Consider the following 26,124-nt stretch of genomic DNA (forward strand, 5'->3'; position numbering starts at 1 on the left):
TTCCCCTTTGTAACTTTGTGTCGGGGATAGCCGGTCGGGCTGACATGAACCTGTCGCCGGGACAGGCTTTTCTGTTCGGTGGCGCTATTCGGCGCGAAACGCGATGGTGACGCACAGCCCCCGGCCGGTCCGGCCGTCTGCCAGGCTGATCTGCGCCCCCATCCGGTCGGCGAGCGCGCGGGCGATCGGCAGGCCAAGGCCGGTGCCCGGCGTCGCGCTGTTGCCCGGCATCCGATAGAAGCGGTCCCACACCTTCTCACGCTGAGCCTCGGGAATGCCCGGACCATCATCGTCGATGTCGACCATCGCCTGCCCGTCACGGCGATAGAGATGGACGGTGACCGTGCCGCCCGGCCGATTGTAGCGGATCGCATTGTCGAGCAGATTGCCGATCAGCTCCGCCGCCAGCCCCGGCTGGCCGACTGCCATGGCCGGACCGACCATCGCCTTGTCATAGCCGATTTCGATATCGGCCGGCGCCTGGGCGGCGCGATCGGCGATCACGTCCGCGGCAACTTCGGACAGGTCGAACGGCCCCATGCGCATGTCGCCATCCTCCTCGCTGCGGGCGAGCGCGATCAACTGGCGCAGCAATTGCTCCAGGCTGTCGATGGCGTGGGGAATATCCTGCAACGCCGCCTTGCCCTGTGGCGAGGCCGCGCCATAGCGATCGAGCACGTCGAGATGGACCCGCGCCACGGCGAGCGGCGTGCGCATCTGGTGCGAGGCGTTGGAGGTGAACTGCCGCAGCGAATTGGTCGCCCGCTCCAGCCGCGCCATCAGCCCGTTGAAGGCCGCGACGAACGGCTTGATCTCGACCGGCGTGGCGTCCGCCATTTCCATGCGGAAAGCCGGCGACGCCTCGCGCCGGGCGGCCTCCACCTGCCCCGTCAGGTCCGACAGCGGCCGCAGCCCCCAGCGGATCGCCCACCAGAAGAGCAGCCCGGTGACCAGCAGCACCGCGACGCCGACCAGCAGCACCTGGCGCAGGAACAGCCGCTCATAGGCGGACCGATCATCCAGATAGTCGGCAATCTGGATCGCGATCAGCCTGTCATCACCATAGGCGCGGCGCATCTCGGTCGCGATCCGCACCGGCTTGCCGTGCAGCGTGCCGCTGCGCAGATAGGCCGCCTGGGTGACATAATGGGCGTCCGCCGGATCGAGATAACCGCGCACCAGCGGCGTCTTGCGATAGGCATTCTTGAAGGTCGCGGGCGGATGGCGATCGGTCACGCCATCCCAGTCCGCGCGATAGTCGGCAGGCGGCTTCAGGCTGGGATCGCCGGCGACCAGCCTGTCGCCGCGATAGACGCTGTAATGGACCACCGGCCGGGCGCGGCGCTGGAGCAGGTGGATGACCAGCGGCACCAGCCGCTTCTGGTCGGCGGGCGGGCTGTTATAGGCAAGGCTGAGCGTGCGGACCGACCCCACCAGCACCCGGTCGACCGTGTCCCGCCTCGGTATTGTGATTGACCAGTGCGGTGATGACGGAAAAGACCAGCACCAGCGCCGTCAGCGGCATCATCACCGCGCCGGTCAGGCGCAGCCGCAGCGAGGAAGGCAATTTGCGCATGACGGATGCGGTCAATCAGTCCGGCGCTCAGGCCGCTTCGATCATATAGCCCAGGCCGCGGATCGTGCGGATCGACGGACCTGACGGCTGCAACTTGCGGCGCAGACGGCCGACATAGACTTCCAGCGCATTGGGCGTGACCGCGTCGTCGAAGTTGAACACTTCGGCCGACAGCCTTTCCTTGGCCACCACCTTGCCCGGCCGGCCCATCAGCGTTTCCAGCACCGCCAGTTCGCGCCGGCGCAGGTCGATCATGCTGCCTTCCAGATAGACGGTGCGGCTAGACCGGTCGAAGGTCAGCGTGCCGATGCGCAGCACCGGATCGAGCGTGCCCTGGCTGCGCCGCACCAGCGCGCGGACCCTCGATTCCAGTTCGCGCGGATCGAACGGCTTGGCCATATAATCGTCGGCGCCGCGATCCAGACCATTGATCCGGTCGTCGATCATGTCACGTGCGGTCAGGATGATGATCGGCGTCCGCGCGCCGCGCGCGCGCAGCCGGCTCAGCACTTCCAGGCCGTCCAGATCGGGCAGGCCCAGGTCCAGGATGATCGCGCTATAGGGTTCCTGATCGGCCAGCCGCAGCGCATCCTCGCCGCTGGTCAATATGTCGACGGCAAAGCCCGCGCCTTCCAGCGAGGCCATGATCCCCCGCGCCAGACGCTCATCATCTTCCACCAGCAACAAACGCATTACAGCACTCCTACCGATCCCGGCAGGCACCCTCGATCGACATTAAATTGCGATACGCATCCGCAGCAGGAATGCAAATACCAAATAAAAAGCCCTTATCTTGCCGTTGATTGCAAGATCGGCCGCCTCACCCCTCTCTGTGTCAGGTTCGTGACAGCGACTCCGGTTAGGACTCGCCAGGAAAGACGGACGACGACGGATTTTCCGCCGTACGCGCCGCCGGAAAAAAACAGATCGCAGCGCGGCAAGAGCGCTTCGGGCGCACAAGGGGAAAATAGATATGACGACCGTTCGGTCCTCGCTCGCGGGGGCGCTCATCTGCATGGCTGCGGCACTGCCCGCTGCCGCCATGGCGCAATCGGCCAGCCCGGCCCCGGCTGATGCTGCGTCGCTCGCCCGCCTCGACGCGCTGTTCGCGCGCTGGAACAGCAAGACCGCCCCCGGCTGCGCCGTCGCCGTCTCGCGCAATGGCCAGGCGATCGCCACCCGCGCCTATGGCATGGCCAGCCTGGAACTGGGCGTCCCCCTCACCCCGGACAGCATCTTCGAGGCCGGATCGGACTCCAAGCAGTTCACCGCCGCCGCGACCCTGATGCTGGCCCATGCCGGCAAGCTGTCGCTGGACGATGACATCCGCAAGGTCGTGCCGGAAATGCCCGATTACGGCACCCCGGTCACGATCCGCCACCTGCTGCACCACACCAGCGGCCTGCGCGACTGGGGCTCGGTCGCCGCGATCGAGGGCTGGCCGCGCAACAGCCGCACCGCCGACAATCAGGACATGCTGAACATCGTCGCGCGCCAGAAGGAACTGAACTTCGCGCCCGGCAGCCATTATCTCTACAGCAACAGCAATTATAACCTGCTCGCCATCATCGTCGCGCGGGTCAGCGGCCAGTCGCTCGCCGACTTCACCCAGGATCATATCTTCAAGCCGCTGGGCATGACCCACACACGCTGGCGCGACGACCATGGCGATGTCGTGCCCGGCCGCACCGGCGCCTATGAATTCGACGATGGCGTCTATCGCAACGACCAGGTGATCGAGGACGCCTATGGCAATGGCGGCCTGCTGACGACGGTCGGCGATCTGGTGAAGTGGCAGGCGGCGCTCGACGCCGACACGTTCGGCACCGGCTTCACCGCCGAAATGCAGACGCCGACCAAGCTGAATGACGGCACGCCGATCGCCTATGCGCTGGCGCTGGTGAATCTCGACCATCATGGCCAGCAGGAAGTCAGCCACAGCGGTTCGACCGGCGGCTACCGCGCCTGGATGGCCCGCTATCCGCAGCAGAAGCTCGCCGTGTCGCTGCTCTGCAATACCGGCAATGCCGATACGCCGGTGCTGGGCCGCGATGTCGCCGACATCTTCCTGCCCGCCTACAAGGCCAAGGTCTATACGCCCAAGGGGCCGCTGCCCTCGGGCACCTATGCCGACAGCATGACCGGCTTCCCGGTCCGCTTCGACAGCGACGACAAGGGCAATCTGCGCGCCGACGGCCGGGTGCTGACCCCGGTGGGTCCGGGCCGCTGGGCGCAACGCGAGGATATCTTCGCCTTTGGCAAGACCGGCCTGACGCTGGAACATCGCGAGGGCGAGAAGATCGCCTATCGCAAGGTCGATGCCGTCACCAGTTTCGACGCCAAGCCCTATGTCGGCCGTTTCTGCGGCGTCGACACCTTCGCCTGCCTCAGCTTCAAGCAGCAGGGCGACACGCTGACCTATAGCGGCCCGCGCTGGTACAACACGACGCTCAGCCCTGCTTATGCCGACGTCTTCACCGGCGAAGCCGCGCCGGGCGCCGGCCGCATCACCGTCAAGTTCGAACGCGACGCATCGGGCGCGGTCACCGCGCTGCGCTTTGGCGAAGGGCGTGCCTACGACGTCGCCTTCCGCCGCGTCGCCGACTGATTTTCAGTCATCACACAAGAGCCGCTCGGGTCGCGGCCACAACATAAGCAAGAGCAAAAGGGGACTATTGGAAATGCGTATTGAAGACACTGGATTTCGCCGCCTGCTGATGGCGGGCAGCGCCGGGGCCGCCCTGGTCCTGTCGCTCGCCTCGGCGCAGGTCGCCATGGCACAGGACAGCACGCCCGCCGCCGACGATGACGCCGGTTCGATCGTCGTCACCGGTTCGCGCATCGACCGCAAGGGCTTCGACGCGCCGACCCCGACCACCGTCGTGGGCGAAAGCGAACTGCGCCAGGGCGCCCGTCCCAGCATCGCGCAGGTGCTGAACGACCTGCCGCAGTTCCGCGCGACCCAGTCGCCGGCCAGCACTGTCGCCAACACCAACTCCTCCTCGTCGGCGATGGACCTTCGCGGCCTCGGCGTCACCCGCACCCTGACCCTGCTCAACAACCGCCGCTTCACCGGCTCGTCGGACCTCAACACCGTGCCGCAGGGCCTGGTGAAGCGGGTCGAGATCGTCACCGGCGGCGCCAGCGCAGCCTGGGGCTCGGGCGCGATCGGCGGCGTCGTCAACATCATGCTCGACGATGATCTGGAAGGCCTGACCATCGGCGCGCAGAACGGCGTGTCGTCGCGTGGCGACGGCTATCGCTACAGCTTCGACGGCACCTTCGGCACCCATTTCGCCGACGGTCGCGGCCACTTCATGATCGGCGCCGAATATCAGAATGACGAGGGCATTCTGGACCGCAATTCGCGCAAGAATGTCGGCAGCGCCAACCTCTTCTCGCCGACCACGGGCGACCATGACTATATCCTGGTGCGCGACGTCAACAGCTCGACCACCAGCCTCGGCGGCCTGATCACCTCGGGCACGCTCAAGGGCCAGACCTTCAACTCGGACGGCACGCTGCGCGCCTTCCAATATGGCAGCCAGATCAGCGGTTCGACCATGGTCGGCGGCGAAGGCGTGGCCACCAACGACGAATATGCGCTGACCAACCCCTATCAGCGTGTCAACAGCTATGCCCGCGCCAGCTTCGAGGTTGGCGACGCCACCTTCTGGGCGGACGGCAGCTACAGCCGCATCTGGGCCAAATATCCCTTCTATGCGGAAAACGGCACCTACACCCTGTCGGCCAGCAATCCCTATCTGTCGCAGTCGATCCGCGATCAGCTCGCCGCCGCCGGCGAGACCAGCATCAAGGTTGGCCGCTTCTTCGAGGATTATGGCTATCGCACCTTCGGCTATTATCGCCAGAATGTGGAAGGCGCGATCGGCGTCGACGGCAGCTTCGCGGACGGCAAATGGCGCTATTCGGCCTATTACAGCCATGGCGAAAACCGCAACATGCAGAGCTATGACAACCAGATCACCGGCGCGAACCTGACCGCCGCGCTGGATGCCGTGACCGACAGCAGCGGCAATATCGTCTGCCGCACGGCGCTCACCGATCCGACGACCGCCTGCCGCCCGCTCAACATACTGGGCGAAGGCGCCGCCAGCCAGGACGCGATCGACTATGTGTTCGGCAATGTCGCCCGCGTCGTCTACACCACCAAGCTCGACAGCGCCGGCGCCAGCCTGCGCGGCGATCCCTTCTCCACCTGGGCCGGCCCGGTTTCGGTCGCCTTCGGTGCGGAAGCCCGCTGGGAAGAGCAGGTCACCAACAGCCTCGACGCCACCTCGGCCGCCAAGGGCTTCAGCCGCTTCAACTTCTCGCCGCTCGACGGCGGGTTCAACGTCCAGGAAGCGTTCGGCGAAGTCGCCATCCCGCTGCTCGACCAGCCGTTCAGCAAGCTCGATGTCAACGGTGCGGCCCGCTACAGCCGCTACAGCACCAGCGGTGGCATCTGGTCGTGGAAGCTGGGTGTGACCGATCGCATCTTCGACAATCTGCTGCTGCGCGTGTCGCGTTCGCGTGACATCCGCTCGGGCAGCCTGGCGGAACTCTACACCACCACCACGACCAGCTTCACCACGGTCGCGGAAAATGGCAGCACCTACTCGATCACCCGCTATGGCGGCGGCAATGCGAACCTGAAGCCCGAAATCGGCAGCACGCTGACCGCCGGCGCGGTGTTCACGCCGACCTTCCTGCCGGGCTTCAACCTGTCGGTCGACTATTACAACATCAAGCTCAAGGACGCGATCACCTCGCTGGGCGCGCAGGACGTCATCAGCGGTTGCGCCAACGGCAATACCGACCTGTGCAGCCAGATCGTGCGGGACAGCTCGGGTGCACCGACCACCATCTACACCACCTATATCAACCTGGCCGAGTACAAGACCGCCGGCGTGGATATCGAGGCCAGCTACACCCTGCCGCTGAGCAAGGTGAGTGGCGGCCTGGGCGGCACGATGCGCTTCCGGGGCCTCGCCACCTATGTCGACAAGGTGCTGATCAACGACGGCATGACCAGCGTCGACCGCGCCGGTGACGTGGGCGACAATGTCAGCTTCGGCACGCCGCACTGGCGCGCCACCGGGTCGATCAACTACAGCAGCCAGGACGTCTCGGTCGACGCCCGCGTCCGCTATGTCGGCGGCGGCAAGTTCAACCATGCGCTGGATATCGCCAACAACGACATCGCCGCCCGCGTCTATGTCGACCTCGGTGCCCAGGTGAATGTCGACAAGTTTACCCTGTTCGCCAACGTCAACAACCTGTTCGACCGCGATCCGCCGCTGACCACCTATGGCGCGATCCATTATGACACGATCGGCCGTTACATGACGGTCGGTGCCAAGGTTCGCTTCTGATCCCTGGCTGATCGATGTGCGCGGGCAACCCCTTGCCCCCTGCCCGCGCACATTGAAAACCCGCCTTCGAACGACCGGCACCCATGCGGCGGGCTTTCATGCGCCGCTCCGCTGGGCTAGCACGCGCTATCCATCCGGTGCAGGATCATGGACGTTCGATGCTCACGGTTCGACAGATAGAAATTTTCCGCGCCGTCATGATTACCAAGACGGTCAGCGGCGCCGCGCGAATGCTCGGCACGTCCCAGCCCGGCCTCAGCCGGATGCTCGGCCATATGGAAGACCGGCTGCAGTTCCGCCTGTTCGACCGCACCCGTGGGCGGCTGGTGCCGACCCAGGAAGCGGGCGTGCTGTTCGAGGAGATCGAGCGCGTCTACAAGGGCTTCGACGATCTCGCCCATGTCATCCGCCGGCTGGCCAAGGGGGAGGATAAGACCTTTCGCGTCGGCGCATCGCCCTCGCTCGGCCATTCGATCCTGCCCCAGATGCTGGCCCGCCTCAGCGCCAATTATCCCGGCCTCACCATCCAGTTCGACATTCTCTCGGTCGAGCAGGCGATCGATTATCTCGCGCTCCAGCGCGGCGAATATGCGCTGACCGTCTTTCCGATCGACCATCCCAACATCCTGTCCAGCCGGATCGGCGCCGGACGCATGGTCTGCGCCGTGCCCAGCCATCATCCGCTGGCGGATCGCGACCGGATCGGCGTGGCGGACCTCGCCGGCGCGCAACTGCAATCCTTCCGCCCCGACACGCCCCATGGGCGGATCATCGCCGACATGTTTGCCCGCGCCGGGCAGGAACCGGACGTTTCCACCTATATCCGCTTCGCCGAAACCGCGGTCGCCTTCGTCGCGAACGGCATGGGCGTGGCGCTGGTCGACAGCTTCACCGCGATGCAGCCCCATGCCGACACCGTCCGCTTCCTGGAATTTGAAGACCCCGGCGTGCTTCCGGTCTATATCAACCGCAATATGGAATCGCCGCGCGCCATCATCGGCGAAACCTTCGAGGAGATTGCCCGCAGTGCGATGCTCGCCCTGCCGCGCCAGCCAAAGCCATAACATAGCGATATAGCGAAACGCATCAGGAGCGGTGGAAATTACCTATTGAATGGATGAGGCATAGCCATCCGCAGAATAGAAGCCGACAGGCCACCGGACAAGCAAGGCAAGGGCGCAGGGCGCCGCGAGAGGATGAAAGGCATTATTCGAGATGGCCAGCTATTCCGCCACCGGCAGCGTGTCCGTGCGGCCTTATGTGACCGTTGATGGCAGGGCTGCACCCGTCGCGTCGGACAGCCAATGGACCGCGCGCCAGATACTGGTCGTCGCCATCTGCTTCATCCTCAACATGCTCGACGGCATGGACGTGCTGATCCTGTCCTATATCGCCCCCGCCCTGTCGACCGACTGGCAGGTGACACCCGAACGGCTGGGCGTGGTGTTCAGCGCCGGGCTGGCCGGCATGGCCGCCGGCGGCCTGCTGATCGCGCCGATGGCCGACAGGTTCGGCCGCCGCAAGCTGATCCTGGCCTCGCTGGTGATGATGGCCGGCGCCATGTTCGGCTCGGCCATGGCCGCCAATATCGGCGAACTGATCGTCAGCCGCTTGATCGTCGGCATCGGCATCGGCACGGTGCTGGCCAGCATGGCGGCGCTGACCGCCGAATATGCCCCGCCCCGGCATCGCACCTTCGCGGTCGGCTTCCTCCAGGCCGGCTATCCGGTCGGCGCCACCATCACCGGCTTCGTCGTCGCCAACCTGCTGCCCATTTACGGCTGGCAGGCGATGCTGCTGGGCGCGGCAATCCTCTGCACCCTGTCCCTGCCCTTCGTCTGGCTGCTGCTGCCCGAAAGCATCGACTTTCTGCTGACCCGCCAGCCCAAGGGCGCGCTGGAAAAGGCCAACCGCCTGCTCCGCTCGATGGGCCAGCCGGCGGTCGATACGCTGCCCGCCAGGAAGGTGCATGAAGCCAACAAGGCCGGTGTGCGCGGCCTGCTGACCGATGGCCGCGCGACCGGCACCATCCTGCTGTGGATGGCTACCATCTCCGGCTTCATGACGCTCTATTTCGTCATCAGCTGGATCCCCAAGCTGGCGGTCGAGGCCGGCCTGCCGGCCAAGGACGCCATCTATGCCGGCGCCATCTACAATATCGGTGCCTTTGTCGGCGTGACACTGATCGGCATAGCCGGCACCCATTTCGACCTGCGCCGTCTGATCCTGGGCTATATGTCGGCCGCCGCCGTCACGCTGGTCCTGTTCGGATCGGTCACCATGCCGCTGATCGCGACGCTCGCCACCGCCTTCCTGATCGGCGTCTTCGTCCAGGGCGGCTTCAACGGCTGCTACCCGCTCGCCGCCAGCCTCTATCCGCCCGAAGCACGCGGCACCGGCATCGGCTGGGCCATGGGCGTCGGCCGGATCGGCGCAGTGATCGGGCCGATGCTGGGCGGCTTCCTGCTCGCGGCGAAAGTCTCACTGCCTGTCATCTTCGGTGTCTTCGCGGTGCCAGCCGTCATCGCGGGCATCTGCGCCGCGATGATCCGCCTGCCCAAGGCCGACTGACCGCCCCTCTTCCAAGGATAATGCCATGTTCCAGTCCCCCGCGCCCGTCGCGGATCGCCCCCGCGCGTCCATTCTCTGCGGCCTGATCGGCCAGGGCATCGCCGGATCGCGCAGCCCGCACATGCACGAGACGGAGGCAAAGGCGCTCGGCCTGACCCTCGTCTACCGCATCCTCGATGCCGATCGGATGGGCTATGACGCGGACGACCTGCCCCGCCTGCTGCCGATGCTGGGCGCGATGGGCTTTGACGGGATCAACGTCACCCATCCCTTCAAGCAGGCGGTCATCCCCTTGCTCGACAGCCTGTCCGACGCGGCGCGGGCATTGGGCGCGGTCAACACCATATTGTTCCGCAACGGCCGGGCGCATGGCGACAATACGGACTGGTCGGGCTATCGCGCCCATTTAGTCGCAGGCCTTGCCGATCGCCCGCGCGGCCGGATCGCGATGATCGGTGCAGGCGGCGCTGCGGCAGCGGTCGGCTATGCCCATCTCGACCTTGGCGCGACGCATCTTGCCATCGTCGATCCGGCACAGGACCGCGCGGCGGCGCTGGCCGATCGGCTTGGCGCGCTCTTCCCGGCGGCGCAGGTGCAGGCCATGGCCCATGCGGCCGATGCCATAGCCGGCGCCGATGGCGTGGTCCAGACCTCCCCGATCGGCATGCTCAGCCATCCCGGCCTGCCCTTCGATCCCGATCTGCTGACGCCCGATCAATGGGTGTCGGACATCATCTATTTCCCGCTGCACACCCCGTTGCTGGTGGCGGCGCAGGCCAAGGGCTGCGCCATACTGACCGGCGGCGGCATGGCGGTGATGCAGGCGGCCCATGCCTTCGCCCTGTTCACAGCGGTCGCACCGGACAGCAACCGCATGCTGGCGGACTTCGCCCGCGCGACCGATGCGGCTGTCGCGCCATGATCGCCGACAGCCCGCCCGCCATCGTCCTGCCCGTCCAGGTCGCCGAAGCGGTGAAGCCCGCGCCGCAATTGCAGGGGCCGCCCGCCGGACCACAGACGCCCCCACCCCCGCCGCCGGCCGCGCCCCAGGCCGGCTGGCGCACACGGCTCAAGGACAGCGGCGTCAACCTCACCTTCTCCTATGTCTCCGAAAGCGCCGCATCGATCAGCGGCGGGCGCGATCAGGGCGCAGCCTATACCCAGCAATTGCTGGCATCGGCGGTCGTCGACACCGGCAAGGCGTTCGGCCTTTCAGGCGGGAAGATCATCGCGACGATCATCCATCGCAAGGGGCAGGATCTGACCGCGACCCGCATCGGCAATCTGTTCGAGGTGCAGGAACTGTTCGGCGGCGGGCAGGATCTGCGCCCGGCGGAACTGAGCTATGAGCAGCAGTTGAACGGCGGCCGGACCGCGCTCAAGATCGGCCTCTATCATACGGGCGACGATTTCGCGACCTTGCCCTCGGGCTGCCAGTTCCAGAATTTCGCCTTCTGCCCGCGCCCGACCACGCTCTTCTACAATAGCGGCTTTTCCGGCTTCCCGATCCCGCGCTGGGGCATCCGCGCCCGGCAGGACATCGGCCATGGGCTGAGCATCAGCGTCGCCGCCTTCGAAGTGAACAGCATCCGCGCCCAGACCGGCAATGGCTGGCAACTGGCGCCGCGTTTCGACAGTGTCGTCCTGCCGGTCGAACTGGGCTGGAAATCGGGCCAGGGCGCGGGGCAATTGCCCGGCCTGGTCCGGGTCGGCGGCCTCATCGACACGACCGACAAGCCCGACGTCTATGCCGACGCCAATGGCGATTCCTACGCCCTGTCCGGCCTCGCCCCGGCCACCCGGCGCGAACGGTGGAGCGCCTGGGCCATGGCGGAAAAGATGATCGTCCGCTTCGGCCCCGGCGAACGCGGCCTGTCGCTGTTCGGCACCATGACCCTGTCCGACCGGGCGACCGCGCGCGTGCCCCTGTTCCTGAGCGGCGGCTTCGTCGCGCGCGGCCTGTGGGACAATCGGCCCAGGGACAATTTCGGCCTCGGCCTCGTCTATGCCAGGGTCAATCCGCGCATCGCCGATCGGCAGCGCGACCAGCAGATGCTGGGACAGGATGTCGATCCGCAGCGCTGGGAAGCAAGCGGCGAAATCTTCTATGGCTGGCAGGCGACCCGCGCATTGCTGCTGCGCCCCAACCTCCAATATATCCACCGCGTCGGGGCGACGAGCCGCTATCCCGATGCGGTGGTGGCCGGCATGACGATCAAGCTGATCCTCTGACCCCGCTCAATCGACCGGGTTCTCGGCGCGGAACCGGTTCTGTGCGGCCAGCCGGACGCCGGCATTGGGTGCGCCATAGCCCGTATAGCCACGATCGCGCTGGACGAACTCGAAGAAGAACAGCTTGTCGAAAGCGCGGCTGTAAAGCTGCCAGAAGCCGTGCCCATCGGCGTCCTCGTCATAGAGGATGCCCAGCGCCTGCATCCGAGCCACCAGCGCATCGTCAAAGCCGAAGCGCGCGGCGATGTCCGCATAATAATTGGCCGGGATGGTCAGCACCGCGGCGCCCTCATCCCGCAATGCCTGCGCCGTCGCGAAGATATCGTCGGTCGCCAGCGCCACATGCTGATAGCCGCCGCCAATCCCCTGGTCGAGGAAGCGGGACGACAGCGTCTCGCGCGCGTCCGACGCATTGAGTGTCACGCGGAAGGCGCCGTCGGGCGCCTGCAAGGCCTGGCTATGCACCAGTCCCGACGGATCGATCACATCCTGCGCCGCCTTGGCCTCCAGCCCGAACAGGGCGCGCCAGTAAAGCTGCCAGGACAGGAATTCGTCATTATGGACGACGGCGGCGAGATGGTCGAAGCCATGGGCATGGACCGGCGCATCGGGCGCTGCCTCGATCGCTTGGAACTCCCGTGCCCACAGCCCTTCGACCTCATTATCGTCGATCAGATAGACCAGGCTGCCGCCGACCCCGCGCAGCGCCGGCATCGCCATCCGGCCGGGGCGGCCTTCCGCGCTATAGGCCTTGATCCCCAGCGCCGCCGCGCGCGCCTGCACCGCCGCCTTGTCCCTCACCCGCACGCCGATCGCGCAGATGGACGATCCATGCGCCGCACGATAGGCGCTGGCAAAGCCCTTGGGTTCGGCATTGATGACCAGGTTGACGCCGTCCTGGCGCCATCTCGTCACCTTCTTCTGGCGATGCTCGCCGGCAAGGCTGAAGCCCAGTGTCGTCAGCGTGCGGCCCAGCCGCGCGGAATCGGCGCTGGCGGTGGTGAATTCCACGAATTCGGCGCCCAGCACCGGCTCCGGCGCGGGCATGGTCGACGGGCGCCCCAACTGCCGCAGCGCCGCATCGCGCACATAGTCGAGCGAACGATGCCCGTCCTCCGCCACCAGCGTCGCCGCATTGGAGCGGAACCGGTCGTTGAAGATTTCCAGCGACAACGGCCCGTCATAGCCAGTGGCCAATATCTCCGCGACGAAGCCGGCGACATCCAGCCCGCCCTGCCCCGGCAGGTTGCGGAAATGGCGGCTCCAATAGAGCAGGTCCATGTCGAGCAGCGGCGCATCGGCGAGCTGAACGAAGACGATCTTGTCGCCACGGATATCGCGGATGCTGTCGCTCGGAATCTTGCGCGACAGCGAATGGAAGCTGTCGAGGATGATGCCGATATGGGGATGGTCGACCTGCTCGACGATCGACCAGACATCGCGATGATCGAACACATGCCGGCCCCAGGCCAGCGCCTCATAGCCCACCAATATGCCGCGCTTGGCCGCCCGCTCGCCCAGATCCCGGAAATCGTCGACGATCCGCTCCCGTTCGCCCAGAGAGGCAGGCGAGCAGTTGGAGCAGACCAGGATGCGATCGGTGCCCAGTTCGCCCATCAGGTCGAACTTGCGCTCGGCCCGGTCGAAGGCGCGCTGGCGCAGCGCGCCCGGCATCCCCTCGAAATCGCGGAAGGGCTGGTAGAGCATGCAGGCAAGGCCCAGATCGTCCAGCATGCGCCGCACGTCTCGCGGCGCCAATTCCGACCCGATCAGGTCATTCTCGAATATCTCGACCCCGGCAAAGCCGGCCGCGGCAGCGGCACGCAATTTCTCTTCAAGCGTGCCGCGCAGCGAAACGGTGGCGATGGCGTTGGACATGGGGGATCTCCTTGAAGCCCCCTTATCCCACAGCCCGGCACCGCCATTTAACCGCTCAAGACCGACTATCCCATAGCATAGAGTTATAGGATGGCCGCCCGGATCAGGACGGGATCAGTCCCTTGCCCGCGAGACGGCCGCGTTCGGCCGCGACCTGCGCCGCGGTCTGCTTGCCGCCGGCGCGCACCTTGGCGACCTCCGCCGCGGTGAAGGGCGCGGCGGGCTTGGCCGCCTTCTTGAGCGACACGGCATGATTCAGCACATCGGCAATATCCTGATCGGACATGGTGCCCATGCCGGGCATCAGGCCGGTGATCTTCCTGTCGTCCACGGTGATCGGGCCATAGATGCCATAGAGCAGCACCATGGCGAGATAGCGCCGCCCCTCCGGGCTGGTCGCGATCTGCGCGACCCGGCCGTTGAGACGCGGAAACTGGCCCGGCAGGCCCGCGCCCGAGGGCTGATGGCACATGGAGCAGCGGTTGGCGAAGGTCTGCGGACCAGTCGCCTGTGCCGCCCCCGGCAAACCTACCGCCGCAACCGCCAGCAGAGAGAATATGACGCGCTTGATACCCTGAATCATCGCCTGAAATGTCCCCGCACATATGGACGTTTACCCCGGAAGCCGCCCCCGCCAGGGTGCCGCACCGGATTTCACGCCTCTTCCCAAGATTATGTGGATGCGCAAATACTGGACAGTCTTCAAATATTCGTCAAGCCCGCCGTTGCGAGCGATGCGCAAAGGGTGGCGAACCGGGCCGCGCCGTGGTAGGAGGGCCGCCAAGGCAGATGTGATATGATACTCGCTCCCTCACGGCCCGGCATCTATGCCCGCGGGTCCGAAACGGTGGACCAGATCCTCAAGGCAGCACTGGACGTGCTGATCGACGAGGGTGCCGATGCCTTCACCCTGCGCCGCATCGCCGCGCGCTGCGACATGAAGGTCGGCAATGTCAGCTATCATTTCCCGCGCAAGGAAATGCTGATCCAGGTGATGCTGGACGAGATGCTGGAATCCTATGACAAGCTGCTGGAGGAGATGGTGCGCAAGCCCGGCCTCACCGCCGAGGAACGGCTCAAGCTGGTCATCATCCTGTGCCTGGAGGATATCCAGACCAAGCGCACCACCCATTTGTTCACCGAACTCTGGGCGCTCGCCAACCAGAGCGAGTTCGTCGCCGACCGGGTGCGCCTGTTCTACAGCAAGGTGCATGAGGTGATCGGCGAATATGTGGCGCAGATCAATCCGGCCCTGTCCCCGGACGAGGTGCATAGCGTCGCCCTGTTCATCAGCGCGTCGATGGAAGGATCGACGCCTTTCCTGGGGCATCAGAAGCCCTGGGCGGCCAAGATGCCGGTCTTTACCGCGCTGGCGGCAATGTCGTTCGTGCATCTTGCCAAGACGGTGACTTCGCGCGATCTTGCAGGGCTGATGACAGAAGCGGCCTGACGCCGCCCCAAGGGGGAGAGATGGTCTGAACGGCAGGGGCGCCACCGGCGCCTGTTCATGCTGTGGGGGCCATCATGACGCAAAGCCGTATATTGCCCGGATGGGCACCGGACCGGACCATCGCCTGCATCGCCGCCGCCGCGCTCGCGCTGCTGCAACCCGGCATCGATCCCGTCTTCCTCACCCTGCTGACCGCTGCCACCCGGCTTGATCCATCCGACCATGGCTGGATCGTCGGCGCGACCCAGGGTGGCATGGCGATCGGCGCGATCCTCGTCTGGCGCGGCGGCGCGCACCTGCCGGCCGGCGCGCCGGCCTTCGCCGCGCTGATCGCGCTGGCCGCCAGCCTGATAACGCCGGCGCTCGACGAACTGGCAACGCTCATCGCCGCGCGCGGTCTGTTCGGCGTCGGCATGGGCGTCGCCTATACCCACGCGATGAGCGCCGCCGCCTCGCAGCGCCCGACCGGCGCCTATGCCGCCGTCTTCCTGGTCCAGTTGCTGCTGTCCACCCTGGTCGCGCTGGCGCTGCCGGCGATCGGCGACAGCGCCGGGCCGGCCGCTGCGCTGCGCCTGCTGGCGCTCGCACCGATCGGCGTGCTGCTGCTCAGCCTGCTGATGCCGGCCGCCGATCCGGCGCAGACGCCCACCGGCGACGCCAATGAACGCGCGCCCACCCCGGCCCGCGCCTGGGCGCTGGCCGTTGCCCTGTTCTGCTTCATCGCCGCCACCATGATGATCTGGAGCTTTTCCGGCGCGCTGGCGCTGGCCGCCGGCATCGACGACAGCGTGATCGGCGAGGCGGTGGCGATCGGATCGGTGATCGGCGCGCTAACCGCGATCGCGCTGATGCGCGAACAGAGCATCGTGCCGCTGCCGCTGACCGGCCTGCTGTGCGCCTTCTGCCTGCTTGCCCCGCTCGCCCTCACCCGCCCCGGCGCACCGACCCTGTTCATCCTGGCGATCGGCCTGCTCAATATCGGGTCGACCGCCACCATCATCCGCTTTTCCGGCCTTGCCACGGCAGCGGGCGGCGGCAGTCCGCTGTTCCGCCGCTTCGTCGCCTGCGTCCACAGCCTGGGCATGATCGCCGGGCCGGTGGCGGGATCGCTGCTGTCCGACGGGTTGGGGCAACAGGGGCTGGTCGATGGCGCGCTGGTCGCGCTCACCGGCGGCTGTTTCGCGCTGCTGGTCGCTGCTGCCCCCGACAGGCTGCGCCTGCCCCGGATCGAGGGCGTGCACGAGATTATCGCTTAGTTTTGCTGCGGCGCAAAATTATTTTGCGGGGAGCGCCTCCACCCCCTTGACCAATCCTTGACACTTGTCCAGCCTTCATTTCAGCGCCGGAACGCGGACCAGATGAGTCCAGCGCCGCCGCACCGATCAAGGGGGATCACACCAGATGTCGAGCGCCGCCGTCAGGGGATTTTTCGCCACCGCCGCCATGGGTTTCGCCCTGTGCGCAGCCATCACCGTCCATGCCGCGCCCGCCGACACCACGGCCGCGCTGGAGCCGGAAACGTCCGATGTGGTGACGATGGAGCCACCCAAGCCCAACTGGTTCTTCGTCGACGGCGGATGGGACATGCCGGGCACCAGCATCTTCGACGGCGACAGCGGCAAGATGGTGGGCATGGTCGAAACCCGGCGCCTCGCAGACATGGCAATCGATCCGGCCGGCAAATATTATTATGTCGCCGAGACGATCTGGTCGAAGGGCGATCGCGGCACGCGGCAGGACATGGTGTCGGTCTATGACACGCGCGAACTGAAGCTGGTCACCGAAATCACCATTCCCGACCGCATCCTGATCGGATCGCGCAAGAACAATTTCATCATCAGCGATGATGGCAAGACCGGCTTCGTCTATAATCTCAGCCCCGCCTCCTCGGTGAACATCGTCGATCTGGTGAAGCGCAAGTTCGTCGCCAATGTCGAAGTGCCCGGCTGCGCCAGCATGATGCCCAATCCGGGCGTCGGCTTTTCCGCGCTCTGCGCCGACGGATCGCTCGCCACCGTGAAGCTGACTGGCAGCAAGGCCGACATCACCCATAGCGCGCCCTTCTTCTCGGCCACCGACGATCCGATCTTCGACAATTTCACCTATGACCGGAAGAAGAAGGAAACGACGTTCCTCAGCTACACCGGCCAGATCTGGACCGCGAAGCTTGGCCCGGCGCCGACCATCTCCGCGCCCTTCTCGATCCAGGCGGCCGCCGGCATCCGGCCGGGCGAAACCAAGCCGCTGGAACTGAACTGGTATCCGGGCGGGCGCCAGCCGATGGCGCTGCACCGCGCCACCGGCCATCTGTTCGTGCTGATGCACATGGGCGAATATTGGTCGCACAAGGCGTCGGGCACGGAAGTGTGGGAAGTCGATCTCGCCACGCAGAAGGTGGTGAAGCGCCGCCCGCTGGAAGAGCCCATGAACAATATCGAGGTCACCCAGTCGGACAAGCCGCTGCTGATCATGGACGGCGAGAAGGGCACGGCCCTCGTCATCGACCTCGCCACCTGGGAAGAAAAGCACAAGATCGAGAAGGCCGGCGGCAGCACCATCACGGTCGCGGACCCGTCCTGACCATGACACTGGGTCTGGCGATCGCCGCGCTGGCGGCTGCCATCGGGATCGGCCTCATCCTGTTGCAGGCGGGCCTGTCGAAGCTGCGCCACCGTGTCCTGCTGCCCGGCGTGATCGCCAATTACCGGCTGCTGCCGCCGGCGCTGGTCGCGCCCGCCGCGATCCTGCTGCCGCTGGCGGAGATCGCCATCGGCGCCACGCTGATCGCCGGTCTTGCCCCGGTGCCGGTGCTGCTTGCCATGCTGCTGCTTAGCCTCTTTGCCGGCGCGATGGCGATCAACATCGCGCGCGGGCGCAGCCATATCGACTGCGGCTGCGGCCGTTCACAGTTACGCCATCCGATCGGCTGGCCGCTGGTGATCCGCAACCTGCTGCTGGTCGCGCTCGTCGCGCCGCGCCTGCTGCCCGCCCCGCCACTGTCCGTGCTGGACATCGCCACCGCCGCCGCTGGCGGCATCGCTCTGTTCCTCGCCTTCCATCTGCTCGGCGCCATCCTGGCGCTGATCGCCACGCCCGCTGCCGCCTACCGGAGATAGAAGACCTATGCTGACCTCGCTCATCATCGCGCAGATCCTGTCCTGGGTCGCCATTTTCGCGCTCGGCATCGCCCTGCTGGCGGTCGCGCGGCAGGTCGGCGTGCTGCACATCCGCGTCGCGCCCGCCGGCGCGCTCGCCACCAGCGGCGGCCCAGCGGTGGGCGACGCCATCGTCAAGATCGATACCCGCACCATCGACGGCGCGCCCGTCACGATCGGCGGCCATGCCCATGGCACGGCGCTGCGCCTCTTGATGTTCGTCTCCGCCCAATGCCCGCTGTGCAAGAATATCATCCCGATGGCCAAGTCCTTCGCGCGGGACGAGCGGGTCGCGCTGACCTTCGTGGGCGACGATGATGTCGCCGCCCAGCGCGCGATGATCGCCCAGCACGGGCTGGAGGCCTATGCCTTCGTCAACGGGCCGGAAGCGGGCCAGGCCTATGGCGTCGCCAAGCTGCCCTTCGCCGTGCTGCTCGATGCCGAGGGCACCATCCTGTCCAAGGGACTGGTCAACAGCCGCGAGCATCTCGAAAGCCTGGTCGTCGCCCATGAAATGGGGATCGCCACGGTGCAGGATTATATCGGCTCGCTCAAAGCGCAGGCGGCCTGATCGCAAGTTCAAAGGGGGTCCGTGACATGAAGAAGTTCGACGCCGACGCCATGGGGGAAAAGCTGCTGCGACGCCTCGCCGGGGGGACATCCCGCCGCTCGATGCTCTCGCGCCTGGGGGCCGCCCTGGTCGCTGCGCCCGCCTTCCCGCTGCTGCCGGTCAGCCGCGCCGAAGCGGCCAAGCCCGACCGCTCGCCCGAGGCCAAGACCGCCTTCGCCCGCACTGCGCAGAGCAAGGACGAGACCAAGTGCGACTATTGGCGCTATTGCGCGATCGACGGCGCACTCTGCACCTGCTGCGGCGGCGGCATCCATAGCTGCCCGGCGGGTTCGGAGCCCTCGCCCGTCTCCTGGGTCGGCACCTGCATCAACCCGGACGACGGCAAGGCCTATCTGATCGCCTATCGCGACTGTTGCGGCAAGCCCGCCTGCGGCCAGTGCGGCTGCGACAATACCGATCGCGAAACCCAGCTCTACATGCCCCAGCTCAACAATGACGTGATCTGGTGCTTCGGCACCAGCAGCATGGAATATCATTGTTCGACCGCCGTGCTGGTCGGTGCGGCCAGCTGAAGGCCGGCAGGACATGCGGCATGTGCTGCTGATCGGATCGCTGGCGCTGCTCGGCGCGGTCGGCATCGGCCGCGCCGCCCTGCCGCCGATGGGCCTGTTGCCCAGCGCTATCACCGATCCCGATCTCGCCCGGTCCGACTATGTCGAAAATTGTGGCGGCTGCCACGGGGTGCAGGGCAGCGCCGCGCCCGCGGCCCTGCCCGAACTGCGCGGCCGGGTCGGCTGGTTCCTCTGCACCCCCCAGACCCGCGCCTATCTCATCCGCCTGCCCAATGTCGCGCTCAGCCGGATCAAGGATAACCAGCAACTGGCCGACATGATGAACTTCGTCGTCTTCGGCCTGGGCGGCGGCAGCGTGCCGCAGGGCAGCACGCCCTTCACCGCCGAGGAAGTCGCGCATGAACGACGCTTCGCCCTGTCCGCCGCCTCGCTGACCGCCGAACGCGCCCGCCATGTCGAAACCGCGATCCGCAAATGCCATGCGCCCGCCTCGCTCAGGGAGATGTTTCCGTCTGCAGGGCGATAGCGCTGCCACGGGCATCGCTGTCCTACACGCCGCTTTTCTGATCTATCCCTCGCCATGCGACAAAGGCTGTTCCCCCTCGCCCAACCCGGCCGCCCGGCGCGTGGCAGGCGCTATGTGGCGCGCGGCTGTCGCGTCATGGGCGCGCGACAGGGGCAAGGGCGACGCGCTTCCATGCCCCTGCCCCCATTACCCCCGGCGCGGCACAGGCGCGTTACCGACGCGTCGCAGGTGCGCGACAGGCGCAAACACCCCCAACAGGCCGTTTACACTGTGAACTTCGGCAGACGCGCGCCCGATCGCGGGCGCCGCCATGCTTCAGAATGTCGCCTTCACCCCGGCATACCAGCGGCGTGGCGCGCCCGCGCCATAGGCCCTCGGGTCGCTCGCCCCCGGCGCCTCGTCCAGTTCGATCTCATCCACCTCGGTAAAGGTGCCGAAGGTCGCATAGTGGCGGTCGAACAGGTTGCGGACCTCGCCGAACAGGGTGACGCCGGGAATGATGTCGATGCCGGCGCGGATATTGGCGATCAGGTAGCCGGGCACTTTGGCATTCCGGTTGGCCTCGTCACCGACCAGATATTGGCCCGACCGGGCGATCAGGTCGCCGCCGACCGACCAATGGCGCTGACCGCCCATGATGCCAACATAATCCAGCGTCAGGGTCGCACTATGGCGAGGGATACCGGGCAGGCGATCGCCCTTGCCGACGTCGATCGTGCCGTCGTCATTGGCCTCGGGATTGGCCGGGCTGCTCAATGTCAGCGCGCTGCGATAGGTGGCATCGGTGAAGGCATAGCTGAGGCCTGCGGTAAATCCGCCCCGCGCCGCCTTGACCGATGCCTCGACACCCTGGCGCCGGGTCTTGCCGATATTCTGGAAATAGGCCCGACCGCGAATGTCCGACGCAATATATTGGATGTCGTCATGATTGCCGGTGCGATAGGCGGAAACCAGCCAGTCGGCGGTCCATCCCCCGACGGCGAAGCGGCCCGAACCGCCCGCCTCCCAGCTTTTCGCCACCACCTGCTTGAGCGGCGGATCGGCGATGAAGAAATTGGTCAGGCTGCACGGCGCATTCTCGTCGGCGCAGGACAGTTCGGCCGGGGTCGGCGCGCGGTTGGTCTCGGCATAGCCGACCCGCAGCGACAGCCCGTCCGAAACCCGATAATCCAGCTCCGCGCCGGGGTTCAGCCGCTGAAAATTGTGCCGCCCGTTCAGTGCCGTGCCGATCTGGTCGACCAGCTCGATCCGCGCATGGTTCCAGCGCAGCCCCAGTTCCGCCGTTAGCCCCGGCGCCAGCGGCAGCCGGTCCTGCACGAAGACACCCCAATAATCGGTGTGTGCGACCAGCCCGACCGGCGCGATCGCGCCGTCCGGCTGGACGATGATCGATCCCAACCCCTCGACGCTGCGCTCGTCCGTCATCGCCCCCAATTCGGTCGATGTATCGAACCGGGTGCGGCTGGTGTCGTAACTCATGCCGATCGCAAAATGATTGGTGCCGCCCATCAGCGCGCGATCATCGATCAACTGCACCAGCGCGCCCATTGCATCGGTCCGCGTCCGCCCCCGATTGAGTACGCCATAACCCTCGCCGCCCAGGCTGTCGGCAATGGCGTTGCCGTTGGCGTCGGTCAGGACCGACTGCGCCTCGTCCCCGTCATCATCGCTCCCCACCGTCTCCAGGCAGAGCAGCCCGGCGTCATCCTCATCCTCGCACCCCTCGATATCGGCGGCGTCGCCATTGACGGTATGCAGGGTCAGTCGCTGGGCATAGAGCGTTCCCTCGATCCGGGTCGTGTCGGACAGCGCGACCCAGGGGTGCAGGCTGATCCGGCCATAGCGGCTGCGGCTATTGTCGGGCCAGGTGAAGACGGCGCGCCGGTCCGCCGCCAGCAGTTCGACCGGCGATACGCCATTGCCGGTCAGGTCGGTCCTTGCCCCGACCAGCTTCATGTGCAGCCCGCCCTTCTCGCTATCGAAGCCAAGATCGGCATAGCCATTATAGAGATGCGACGGGCTATGATCCCGCCAACCATCGTCATGGCTATACTGGAACGCCCCGAACGCACTGAAATTGCCACGCGCAAAACCGCCAGCGATGCTCGCCTCGGCATAGCCGAAACGGCCGCCGGTCGCGCTCGCCTCCAGCCCCGGATCGCTGCGCCCGTCCTTCGTCTCCAGCAGGATCGCCCCGCCCAGCGCATTAAGGCCATAGACCGGGCTGGCATCGAGCAGGCTCAATTTACGGATCGCCGCCTCGGGGATCAGGTCGAACTGGACGGTATCGCCGAACGGCTGGTTGAAACGGGCACCGTCCATATAGACGGCCAGCCCCTGCGCCTGCCCCTGCAGCGGCGAGGCGACGAAGCCGCGATAGAGAAGATTGGGCTGCCAGGGGTTATTCTGCGCGTCCTGCAGGGTGATGCCGGCGACATTGCGGGTCAGTGCGCCGAGCAGGTCGGGCGTGCCGCCGATGCCGATATCCCGGCGGGAAATGGACAGCGCATCATCGACATCGATCGCCCCGCCCGGCGCGGTGACGATGATCGTCTGGGCCGGGCCAGCATCGGGCTCTTCCGCCCATGCCAGCGCCGGTATCAGCGCCGCGCCTGCCAGACCCGCGCAAAGCCAGCCCCTGCCCCGCATATTCCTCTCCCATCTCTGTTTATGAAAAGGACGCTAGGGAGGGCTGGCCATCGCCTCCATTATACCTTGGGTCGCATGCGAAAATCAGGCGGCAACCCCGGCGCGACTGCGCACCAGGTCCGCAACCACGCTCGGGTCGGCCAGCGTGCTGACATCGCCCAGCGCCTGGGCCGACACCTCCCCCTCGGCGATCTTGCGCAGGATGCGGCGCATGATTTTGCCCGATCGTGTCTTGGGCAGGCCCGGCGCGAACTGGATCACGTCCGGCGTGGCGATCGGCCCGATCTCGCTGCGCACCCATTGGGTCAGGGTGCGGCGCAGATCCTCGCTCGGTTCCTCGCCTACATTCAGCGTGACATAGGCATAGATGCCCTGCCCCTTGATATCGTGCGGCATGCCGACCACCGCCGCCTCCGCCACGGTCGCATGCAGCACCAGCGCGCTCTCGACCTCGGCCGTGCCCATGCGATGGCCCGATACGTTGATGACATCGTCGACCCGGCCGGTGATCCAATAATAGCCGTCCTCATCCCGGCGGGCGCCGTCGCCGGTGGTATATTTGCCGGGAAAGGTGGTGAAATAGGTCTGGAAGAAGCGCTCATGATCGTTCCAGACGGTGCGCATCTGGCCGGGCCAGGACCGGGCGATCACCAGATTGCCTTCGCTCGCGCCATCCTGCACCACGCCATCGCCATCGACGATCTGCGCCTCGACACCGGGCATGGGAAAGGTCGCGCTGCCGGGCTTCAGGTCCGTGGCGCCCGGCATCGGCGCGATCATCGCGCCGCCGGTCTCGGTCTGCCACCAGGTGTCGATGATCGGGCAGCGCCCTTCGCCCGCAACGCCATGATACCAGCGCCAGGCCTCCGGATTGATCGGCTCGCCGACGCTGCCCAGCAATTGGAGCGACGCGCGGCTGGTCTTCGCGACATGATGGTCGCCCTCCTTCATCAGCGCGCGCAGCACGGTCGGCGCGGTGAACAGCGTATGGACCTGATGCCGGTCGACCACCTCCCAGATGCGGCTGGGCGTCGGCCAGCTCGGCAGGCCTTCATACATCAGCGTCGTCGCGCCATTGGCCAGCGGACCATAGACGATATAGCTGTGCCCCGTGACCCAGCCGACATCGGCGGCGCACCACCAGACGTCGCCGGGCCGATAATCGAAGCAGAGCGCGTGGGTGAGACTGGCCCAGAGCAGATAGCCGCCGCTCGAATGGACCACGCCCTTGGGCTTGCCGGTGGAGCCGGAGGTGTAGAGCAGGAACAGCGGGTCTTCCGCATTCATCACCTCGGCCGGACAATCGGGCGCGACGCCGGCCATCGCCTCGTCATACCAGCTGTCGCGGCCCGGCTGCATCGCCACCGCCCCGCCGGTTGCGCGCACCACCAATACGCGGCGCACGCTGGTGCAATGGTCGAGCGCCAGCGCCGCGTCGACATTGGCCTTGAGCGGCACGCGCTTGCCGCCGCGCCGGCCCTCGTCGGCAGTGACGACGATGCTGGAATCGCAATCGGTGATGCGGCCTGCCAGCGCCTCGGGCGAAAAGCCGCCGAACACGACGCTGTGGATCGCGCCGATCCGCGCGCAGGCGAGCAGCGCCACCGCCGCCTCCGGGATCATCGGCATATAGATGGTTATGCGGTCGCCGCGCCGCGCGCCGGCGTCCTTGAGCACATTGGCGAAGCGGCAGACCTCGGCATGGAGTTCGCGATAGGTCAGGCTGCGCGGGGCGTCCGCCGGGTCATCGGGTTCCCAGAGGATCGCGATGACATCGCCGCGTTCGGCCAGATGCCGGTCGAGACAATTGGCCGACACGTTGAGTGTGCCGTCGGTGAACCACTGGATGCCGAAATCCGCTTCGCCGAAGCTGCTTTCCGACGCGCGGGTCGGCGGCGTGATCCAATCCAGCCGCTGCGCCTGCTCCAGCCAATAGGCATCGCCGTCATCGAGCGAGCGGAGATAATCGGCGGCGCGCACCGCCTGGTTCATGCCGGCATGGGCCGCCCAGTCGGCAGGTATCGGAAACAGGTCTTCGGACATGATGGCTCCCTTCATTGGCCGAACCGCACGCCGATCCAGAGCGTCCTGGGCGTACCCAGGTCGATCGATCCGCCGGCATTGCGGGTGACGATATCCTCGTCGAACAAATTTTCCCCGCGCGCGACCAGGCTGATGCCATGGCCGATCGGCAGCCGGGCAAGGGCGTCGAGCGTCAGCGCATCGGGCAGCACGTCGCTCTGCAGATCATCCTCATATTGCTTGGCCGTGTAGCGCAGCGTCGCCGACAGCTCCGGCCCGGCCTTGGGTGCCCAGGCCAGCGTCGCGCTGGCGGAATGGCGCGGCACCTGCGCCGGCGCGAAGCCATCGAACGCCAAGCCCGGCGCATCGACCTCGCTGTGGCTGTACGCATAGGAGGCGAGCAGCGAGAAATTCGCCGGCAGTTGCGCGCTGGCGGTCAGTTCGACGCCCTTGGCCACGATCGCATTCACATTCTGCCGCTGGCGGGTGTTGGTGGCGATGGTGACGTTCGCGATCGCATCGTCGAGCCGGTTGTAGAAAAGCGTGGCGGACAGCTGCACGCCCGGCGCCGGGGTGAGGTCGATGCCGCCCTCCACGCCTTTCAGCTTCTCGGGTTTCAAGGCAGCATTGGCCTGGGTGGTGATCGGGAAGACCACGAAGGGGCGATACAGCTCATTGAGCGTGGGCAGGCGGAAGCCGCTATAGACCGCCCCGCGCAGCGCCACCGCATCGCTCACATGGTAGAGCGCGCCGGCCCGGCCGGAAAATGCCCAGTCGGAGCGGTTGGCGTAGCTGCTGTCCTGCGTCACCAGGCCGGCCGCACTGACCGCTTTGTAGAAGCCGTTGCGGATCGACCAGCGATCGGCGCGCACCCCGCCGGTCAGGACAAGATTGCCAATCGTCCAGTCATCCTCGGCAAAGATGCCGCTGGTGATCTGGTCACCACCGGCATGACGGCGCGCTGTCAGCGGGTTGCTGGCGACGCCGGCATTATAGGCATCCTCATACATGTCACCCGTGGCAAAGCGGGTGTCCACGCCGATACGCAGCACATGATCCGCGCCCACCGGCGGGCGCAGTTCGATCTTGCCGCCGATCCCGGTCGAGGGCGTGTTGCGCTGGTCGAGCGACTTGCGGAAGCTGGTGGAGGAGATGACGATGTTCGAGAAGTTGCGCGCCTGGAGATAGGCGAGCGCATCAACCTGCCAGCGCCCCCGGCTGATATAGCGGATGCTGGCATCCTGGCCCTGGCTCATGCTGTCGGCACCGGCAAAGCGCAGCGTGCGATTGTCCTGGAACAGGGTGCCGCGAAACTGGATTTCCGAGGTCGCATTGATCGGCGCGACGGCGCGCAAATTGGTCGACCAGCTGTCATAGGCGGCGGGCACGGTGGCGGCGACGCGCTGGTCCTTCGGCGTGGTCTGGAAACCGTCGCCCCGATCCCAGCGGCCGGACAGCGACACGTAACCGCTGCCCAGATCCGGCGCGATGCTGGCCGACAGCTCGGTCGCATCCCTGCTGCCGTAGAAGGCGCTGGCGCCGAAGTG

21 protein-coding genes are annotated in these 26,124 nt (G+C 66.4%); 13 read left to right on the plus strand and 8 right to left on the minus strand.

Translation table 11 applies throughout. The annotated features are described in order from the left end of the window. Nucleotides 1–84: 84 nt before the first annotated feature. From A0U87_RS05265 to A0U87_RS05270, 3 genes are read right to left on the minus strand one after another with little or no spacing between them, the layout of a single operon-like run. A complete protein-coding gene (locus tag A0U87_RS05265; protein ID WP_240700504.1) occupies nucleotides 85–1,440 on the minus strand; it encodes a HAMP domain-containing sensor histidine kinase in 1,356 nt (451 codons plus the stop codon). Beyond that, the gene (locus A0U87_RS26640) at nucleotides 1,400–1,576 is read right to left on the minus strand and encodes a hypothetical protein (protein ID WP_240700505.1); all 177 of its coding nucleotides are present in this window, start codon (nucleotides 1,574–1,576) and stop codon (nucleotides 1,400–1,402) included. Before A0U87_RS26640 ends, A0U87_RS05265 begins: the two co-directional genes overlap by 41 nt. 27 nt (nucleotides 1,577–1,603) lie before the next feature. Further along, entirely contained in the window at nucleotides 1,604–2,269 is a 666-nt protein-coding gene (locus tag A0U87_RS05270; protein WP_010338501.1) for a response regulator transcription factor, read from the minus strand. Between the two features lie 280 nt (nucleotides 2,270–2,549). On the opposite strand from A0U87_RS05270, the gene A0U87_RS05275 reads away from it, so the two are divergent. The 6 genes from A0U87_RS05275 (at nucleotide 2,550) to A0U87_RS05300 (ending at nucleotide 11,754) form a co-directional block, all read left to right on the plus strand. Continuing rightward, nucleotides 2,550–4,184, plus strand: a complete 1,635-nt coding sequence (locus A0U87_RS05275) for a serine hydrolase domain-containing protein (RefSeq protein ID WP_048938465.1) — start codon at nucleotides 2,550–2,552, stop codon at nucleotides 4,182–4,184. Nucleotides 4,185–4,257: 73 nt separating this feature from the next. Then, complete coding sequence (locus A0U87_RS05280) at nucleotides 4,258–6,951, plus strand: TonB-dependent receptor (protein WP_048938464.1); 2,694 nt, start codon at nucleotides 4,258–4,260, stop codon at nucleotides 6,949–6,951. A 158-nt stretch (nucleotides 6,952–7,109) separates the two neighbouring features. Then, entirely contained in the window at nucleotides 7,110–8,015 is a 906-nt protein-coding gene (locus A0U87_RS05285) for a LysR family transcriptional regulator (RefSeq protein ID WP_048938463.1), read from the plus strand. A gap of 151 nt (nucleotides 8,016–8,166) precedes the next feature. Beyond that, entirely contained in the window at nucleotides 8,167–9,522 is a 1,356-nt protein-coding gene (locus A0U87_RS05290) for an MFS transporter (RefSeq protein ID WP_048938462.1), read from the plus strand. A gap of 25 nt (nucleotides 9,523–9,547) precedes the next feature. Continuing rightward, nucleotides 9,548–10,444: a shikimate dehydrogenase gene (locus A0U87_RS05295; RefSeq protein WP_048938461.1), complete on the plus strand. Its 897-nt coding sequence runs from the start codon at nucleotides 9,548–9,550 to the stop codon at nucleotides 10,442–10,444. Continuing rightward, complete coding sequence (locus A0U87_RS05300) at nucleotides 10,441–11,754, plus strand: carbohydrate porin (RefSeq protein WP_122928260.1); 1,314 nt, start codon at nucleotides 10,441–10,443, stop codon at nucleotides 11,752–11,754. Before A0U87_RS05295 ends, A0U87_RS05300 begins: the two co-directional genes overlap by 4 nt. Nucleotides 11,755–11,760: 6 nt before the next feature. Here A0U87_RS05300 and A0U87_RS05305 read toward each other — a convergent pair whose 3' ends face one another. Both A0U87_RS05305 and A0U87_RS05310 read right to left on the minus strand, forming a co-directional pair. After that, nucleotides 11,761–13,632 (minus strand): sugar phosphate isomerase/epimerase and 4-hydroxyphenylpyruvate domain-containing protein, encoded by a 1,872-nt coding sequence (locus A0U87_RS05305; protein WP_048938459.1) that lies wholly within the window; start codon nucleotides 13,630–13,632, stop codon nucleotides 11,761–11,763. A 103-nt stretch (nucleotides 13,633–13,735) separates the two neighbouring features. Then, on the minus strand, nucleotides 13,736–14,215 hold the full coding sequence (locus tag A0U87_RS05310; protein WP_048938458.1) for a cytochrome c: 480 nt from the start codon (nucleotides 14,213–14,215) through the stop codon (nucleotides 13,736–13,738). Between the two features lie 213 nt (nucleotides 14,216–14,428). Here A0U87_RS05310 and A0U87_RS05315 point away from each other — a divergent pair, with 213 nt between their 5' ends. The 7 genes from A0U87_RS05315 to A0U87_RS05345 all read left to right on the plus strand — a co-directional run bounded on the left by A0U87_RS05315 (nucleotide 14,429) and on the right by A0U87_RS05345 (nucleotide 19,906). Beyond that, nucleotides 14,429–15,082: a TetR/AcrR family transcriptional regulator gene (locus A0U87_RS05315; protein ID WP_004208329.1), complete on the plus strand. Its 654-nt coding sequence runs from the start codon at nucleotides 14,429–14,431 to the stop codon at nucleotides 15,080–15,082. A gap of 74 nt (nucleotides 15,083–15,156) precedes the next feature. Beyond that, on the plus strand, nucleotides 15,157–16,338 hold the full coding sequence (locus tag A0U87_RS05320; protein ID WP_048938457.1) for a hypothetical protein: 1,182 nt from the start codon (nucleotides 15,157–15,159) through the stop codon (nucleotides 16,336–16,338). 145 nt (nucleotides 16,339–16,483) lie between these two features. Next, nucleotides 16,484–17,662, plus strand: coding sequence for an amine dehydrogenase large subunit (locus A0U87_RS05325; RefSeq protein ID WP_048938456.1), 1,179 nt, complete (start codon nucleotides 16,484–16,486; stop codon nucleotides 17,660–17,662). Between the two features lie 2 nt (nucleotides 17,663–17,664). Continuing rightward, nucleotides 17,665–18,198 (plus strand): MauE/DoxX family redox-associated membrane protein, encoded by a 534-nt coding sequence (locus A0U87_RS05330; RefSeq protein WP_048938455.1) that lies wholly within the window; start codon nucleotides 17,665–17,667, stop codon nucleotides 18,196–18,198. Between the two features lie 7 nt (nucleotides 18,199–18,205). Further along, on the plus strand, nucleotides 18,206–18,808 hold the full coding sequence (locus tag A0U87_RS05335; protein WP_010338488.1) for a methylamine utilization protein MauD: 603 nt from the start codon (nucleotides 18,206–18,208) through the stop codon (nucleotides 18,806–18,808). A gap of 26 nt (nucleotides 18,809–18,834) precedes the next feature. Continuing rightward, nucleotides 18,835–19,380 (plus strand): methylamine dehydrogenase light chain, encoded by a 546-nt coding sequence (locus tag A0U87_RS05340; RefSeq protein WP_004208334.1) that lies wholly within the window; start codon nucleotides 18,835–18,837, stop codon nucleotides 19,378–19,380. 13 nt (nucleotides 19,381–19,393) lie between these two features. Next, nucleotides 19,394–19,906 carry a cytochrome c gene (locus A0U87_RS05345; RefSeq protein WP_048938498.1) on the plus strand — a complete coding sequence of 171 codons (513 nt, stop codon included), beginning with the start codon at nucleotides 19,394–19,396 and terminating at the stop codon, nucleotides 19,904–19,906. A 315-nt stretch (nucleotides 19,907–20,221) separates the two neighbouring features. On the opposite strand, the gene A0U87_RS05350 is transcribed toward A0U87_RS05345, so the two are convergent. From A0U87_RS05350 to A0U87_RS05360, 3 genes are all read right to left on the minus strand, one after another. Next, on the minus strand, nucleotides 20,222–22,555 hold the full coding sequence (locus A0U87_RS05350; protein ID WP_048938454.1) for a TonB-dependent receptor: 2,334 nt from the start codon (nucleotides 22,553–22,555) through the stop codon (nucleotides 20,222–20,224). 84 nt (nucleotides 22,556–22,639) lie between these two features. Then, a complete protein-coding gene (gene acs / locus A0U87_RS05355) occupies nucleotides 22,640–24,598 on the minus strand; it encodes an acetate--CoA ligase (protein ID WP_048938497.1) in 1,959 nt (652 codons plus the stop codon). Between the two features lie 11 nt (nucleotides 24,599–24,609). Further along, nucleotides 24,610–26,124 (minus strand): TonB-dependent receptor (locus A0U87_RS05360; protein ID WP_137405274.1); only part of this gene is annotated, 1,515 nt, incomplete at its 5' end.

This window comes from Sphingobium sp. MP9-4, from assembly GCF_005281675.1.
In the GTDB taxonomy this organism is placed as follows: domain Bacteria; phylum Pseudomonadota; class Alphaproteobacteria; order Sphingomonadales; family Sphingomonadaceae; genus Sphingobium; species Sphingobium yanoikuyae.